At 63.4% G+C, this 4,635-nt stretch carries 3 protein-coding genes; all 3 read right to left on the bottom strand.

The annotated features are described in order from the left end of the window. Window positions 1-143 precede the first annotated feature (143 nt). On the bottom strand, window positions 144-2,069 hold the full coding sequence (locus C998_RS0113525) for a helicase-related protein (protein ID WP_018871413.1): 1,926 nt from the start codon (window positions 2,067-2,069) through the stop codon (window positions 144-146). Further along, window positions 2,032-2,955, bottom strand: coding sequence for a hypothetical protein (locus C998_RS15265; protein ID WP_231365011.1), 924 nt, complete (start codon window positions 2,953-2,955; stop codon window positions 2,032-2,034). The genes C998_RS0113525 and C998_RS15265 overlap by 38 nt, the downstream gene beginning before the upstream one ends. Before the next feature lie 14 nt (window positions 2,956-2,969). Further along, window positions 2,970-4,635, bottom strand: a 1,666-nt coding sequence (locus C998_RS0113510) for a type IV secretory system conjugative DNA transfer family protein (protein ID WP_026279634.1), incomplete at its 5' end; no start/stop codon positions are given.

Genomic DNA, 4,635 nt, shown 5'->3' with positions numbered 1-4,635 from the left:
CCAGTGCGGCCGACTGTCTGGCATCCAGCCCCATTCCTTCTCGAACGCGCGATACGCGGAATCCACGGCGAACCGGATGCCATTGGCCTTCCGGCTGTGCTGCGCCTCGAAATCGTCGTCCAGTAGCTTCTTGAGATTCGTGCTCACGTTACCTGTTCCTGAGCGATCATCCCGTCGAAATCTTCGGGCGTCAGCTTCAGGCCATAAAAGGGGGCTTGGGTGGCCCCGTGCTGTTTCTCGGCGTCTTCGCTGAAGAGGTCGCCAAACCCTCGCTGAGCCATGTCCAGCTCAGCCAGCTCGAAACCGTCCTGGGTTCTCAGGAGGAGGCTCAGACGTTCGAGAGTGGTCACCTGCCCGTCCGTCAGTGCGTCCGAGTTCCGTGTATCTACGCCTGGCAGCATGAAGAAGAACCCCTTGCCGCCCTGGCGCACGAGGCGCCCGCGCATCTGGTGAAGTGTACTCGTTCCATAGCGCCCCGCATCAACGACCACAAGGGTAGAGAGGTCCGGTATCGTGACGCCAACCTCAATAATTGAGGATGCGACCAGCAGGGGCGTCTCTTTCTCTCGGACGCCCTGAAGGATAGTCGTCTTTTCGTCCTGCGTCATTTGGCCGTGCAGGCAAGCCACCTGACCGGGAAACCGCTCGGCCCATGCCTCGGCCGCGTGAATAACGCTGCGTTTGCGCTCTGACCCCTGATCGCGGATGGGGTAGATCACCACGCAGCGGCGGCCCTCGGCCATTTCCTTCTCGATGTGATCGACCAGCCGTGCGCGGTCTTGTTCCCCCAGGATGTAGGAACGGATGTCCTTTTCGGTGTGCGGCTTGAGCCGGTAGATTTCCATGTCGCCGTGCTTGATCTGGCCCATGGTCATGGGGATGCACGTTGCGGTCGCTTCGATAATGTTGGTGTCCTCGTGCATGACCTGCTGCTTCTGGGTCAGACCGAGTTTCTGCTGTTCATCGAGGATCAGCACGTCCGCCCTCCATCCCGAGCGCTTGGCGTAGGCGGCAATCGCCGTCGTTCCAATGAGGAGCCCGGTGTCTCGGTCGCCTTTGAGGCCGCCCTTGGATACCAGGGTCGCCTCCACGCGGGGGAACACCTCCCGGCATTCGCGGAAAACCTGCTCGGCCAGAACTCCGTTCGGGATCATCACCGCAACCCGCGCCCCGGCCGTATGGGCCAGAACGGCCAGCGCGAGGTAGGGGAGGGTCTTGCCGGAGCCCACGTCGCCGGAAATCAGGGCTCGGGTGGGCTGGTCCCGCCGCAGAGCATCGACAAGGCCGTGGATCGCCCTGAGCTGGGATTCCGACAGGGAGAACCCGGTGCGGTCCTCCAGCACCCTCACGGCCCGATCGCACAACCAGTCCTCGATGGCGACCCGTGCGCCGGGGCGGCCCGAGACCGGGGGAGGGCGCCGTTTCAGGATGGCGAGAGCGGAAAGCTGCCGGGCGCGCTGGATTGCCAGATGCCCGTCCCGTTCGCAATCCGGCGCGTGCAGGGTCAGCAGCAGTTGAGACAGGGGGCCGGTGCCAGGGGACGCCGCGCCCAGCCTCTCGTGAAGAAGCTCGGCGGCCCTCACCAGGTGGCGATCATCCTCCAGGGCCTCGGCCACGCGCTTGGCGACGGTGGCCGAAGCCGCGCGCTTCAGTGCGCCCCGGCGGTAACGGGCGGCGATCCGGCCGTACATCGCCGGGGAGACGCGCTCGGCGCCATCGAGGACGAACTGCCGACCAAACTGGTTGACCGTGCCCTTGAGGAGAATCCGGGCGCCCGGCTTCACGTCCTTCCAGTCGGTCGTGTGCTCCGGGCGCTTCCCGAAGTAGGTGACCCGCAGCTCCAGCGTGCTTGTGGCTACGTCGAACTGCCACATGGGGCGGCGCGTGCCCTTCTTGGGCTTCGGTGCGGTCAGGACACGGACTTCGCCGCAGAAGCGATCTCCGACCCCGAAGGGGTAGTCGTCCTCCTGGTAATCAACGAAGTCCTTGGGCAGATGCAGGAGCCATTCTGCGGGCTCGATGGCAGGGTTGTTATCGCCAGGGGTCTTCTCGTTCGAGGCGGTATCCATAGTGTCCGACCAAGTAGAGGTTTGAGCCAGCGTTTTCCAGCATGAGGCGACTTTCGAGCAGTGCTTCCACCGCCGCCTTGAAATCGAACTCGCTCTTGTCCGGAAACTCGGTGGCTGCCGCACGCATCAGAATGCTTATGGGGATGCCCGGCTGAAGCCAAACGCGCAGAGCCATGAACTCCCCGATGGGACCGGCGCTGAACAGGCACCGTCCCATCAGGTCGCGCGGCGGATGGGCGACGAAGAAACCGGACAGAGGGCGATTCAGGTAAATCCAGTGCCGGTAGAGGTAGGACTGGAGGCGGAGCCGGATGTTATTGGGCTCGGCCCCGAGCGCCCTCGCGCATTGATCGAAGGAAAGCTCTTCCTGCGGGTCGCACGAGAACATCCAGGCAAGAAACTCACGGCCTCGCGGGCGCTGGTCGATGATCTCCCTCATCCGAAGCTGGAGAAGCCGCACGAGGTCGCGCTGGACGGGATCATCCCAGTCTTCGGGGCGGATGTGGAAGGTCAGTCTTGATCCGCCTTTCTCTCGCCCCTTCGGTGCTCGTCGCGAAGCGTGGGGAACAGTCTGGAGCGAGGCGTCAACAGGTTCCGGAAGTACGCCTTGTGTGAGCCGATCAGCGTCTTGGTTGCCCAGACGGCCCATTGCCACAGAATCAGGATGATCCCCTTCCCGCTCGGCGTGAATATCTGGCTCACCAAGTAGCTCAGCAAGGGCCTCGTCGGAGGGAAAATCAGAAGCGCCACCACTCCAATTCCAACCCACCAAAGCGTCGTCGGCAGGAAGGTCGCTCCCAGCGTCTCGTTCAAGGTCTCCAGCATCGTTCGCGTCCCAGTAGAAGCCGTCCAGTTCGGGGTCTCGTTTCTCGGTGATGGCGTTCATGGTCGTGCTCTCCGTTATGCGCCCAGGGCTTTCCCGGCTTCTTGGGAGAGCACTTCCTTCTCCCGGCTCGTGAGGAAGCGGTCAATCTGGCCGAAGAGGTTGATTCCCTTGCGGAACTGCCGCTTCCGGTGGGAGGTTTTCGCGGTGCCGACCTGCTTGGTGAAAGCGGGGTCCAGTTGGATCATCGGCACCTTGATCGGGTAAACCCGGTCACCACCGATCACCATGATCGCCTCCCCCTTCGCGAGTGACTTCAGATCGTCTGGGCTCACCCGGTACTCCTCCTGCTCGCGCTCGGAATACCCGGAGCCGGTAGAGTCGCCCGACGACTGCGCAGGGGCGGGGTTCACCAGAGTCGCCGTCTCCGATTGGCTATCGGATTGCGTGAGGGTGAGCTGGACGCCCTTCTTCATGCCGATGAAATCGGCGGCGGCTTCGGCCGTTTTCTGAGCGCCCAGTTTGAAAAATGCCTTGTTCCAGGTGTTGCCCTCGATCATTTCGGCCAGCTCCGGCGAGATTGACTCGAAGTTGGAGTTGGTCTGGATCGCAGGCATGAGGATGATCTGAGCGGAGCGTGCCTGCTCGAACATGCGGTCCCACGTCGCGGAAATGTAGGAACCGGCCTCATCAAAGAAGCCGAGGTAGGGCGGGTCGGGACGCTCTCCCTTCGGGAGCGCCTGAATCCAGGAGACGGCCGTGCGGAAATCCCCGATCAGCATTTTCCCGAAGTTGGAGGCGGCGACATCCTTGCCCATCGTGGGCAATGCGACGTAGGTGATCTTGTTGTTCCGCACCGAGTCGTAGAGTCGCACTTCCGGGTCGTAGGTGTTCATCACCTCCCCGAATTTCCCGGTTCCGAACATGTAGAGACGGCCGCCGATGCCCCCGAAGGTTTCCTTGAGCCGCTTGAGATCCACCATCCCTTCCTTTCCGGTGCGGTACTGGTCGAGGAAGATCGAGAGGGCCTTCGCTTCCGGCCGATCCGGCGGCACCAGGCTTTCGAGGTACTGGAGCGCTTTCGGGGAGGACAGCAGGATCGTGAGGTCGATGAAGTTGTAGGCCATCCCGGTCGCCTGGAGCGCGCCGATCAGGGTTGCGACCCCTTGGTTGGCCGCCTGCTTGTAATAGTCCGTTCCGGCGCTGCCTTCAGTGGAGGGAATGAGGCCGATGATCCGCGCGGCCACCTCGTCAGGATCACCGTAGAGGATCGGGTTGTAGCTGTTCGAGGTCTCCGGGGTGCCGGGGCTGATGATCTCCACGTCATTCTCGCGCCCGGCCCACGCGGCCATCTGATACAGCGCGTCGAGGTTGTCCACGTCGATCTTGCCGTCCACGAACATCAGGCCGCCGCCCCGCTCGATCTGCTGGAACATGAGCGAGGACGCCATCACGGTTTTCCCGACCCCGGACTGCCCCCGGATGTAGACGTGCCGCATGAGGTCTTCGTCTGGCACCCAGATCGGCTCCCCCGTGTCGAGGCAGTAGCCCATGAGCAGGGCGCCGGGGACGTGCTCCCCAAGCCCGGCCTTCAGTCTGGGCACGTCCGACCGCACCGCCATGTCGGTATCGAAGGCCCAGCGCCGCCGCACGAACTCGCTTCCGCGCCAAGCCAGCCATCCACTTCCGGCGGCGGCTGCCCCGAGAGCGACTGCATGGGGCAGGTAGGGCGCGGCGGCCGGG

Source organism: Thioalkalivibrio sp. ALgr3 (assembly GCF_000377325.1).
In the GTDB taxonomy this organism is placed as follows: Bacteria; Pseudomonadota; Gammaproteobacteria; order Ectothiorhodospirales; family Ectothiorhodospiraceae; genus Thioalkalivibrio.
The sequence above is the reverse complement of the archived record's forward strand: the minus strand, read 5'-3'. Positions and strand labels throughout refer to the sequence as shown.

Excerpts from the sequence above, each read along its gene's own strand:
- C998_RS15265 (WP_231365011.1), bottom strand. The coding sequence starts at position 2,955 with ATGAACGCCATCACCGAGAAACGAGACCCCGAACTGGACGGCTTCTAC.
- C998_RS0113525 (WP_018871413.1), bottom strand. The coding sequence starts at position 2,069 with ATGGATACCGCCTCGAACGAGAAGACCCCTGGCGATAACAACCCTGCC.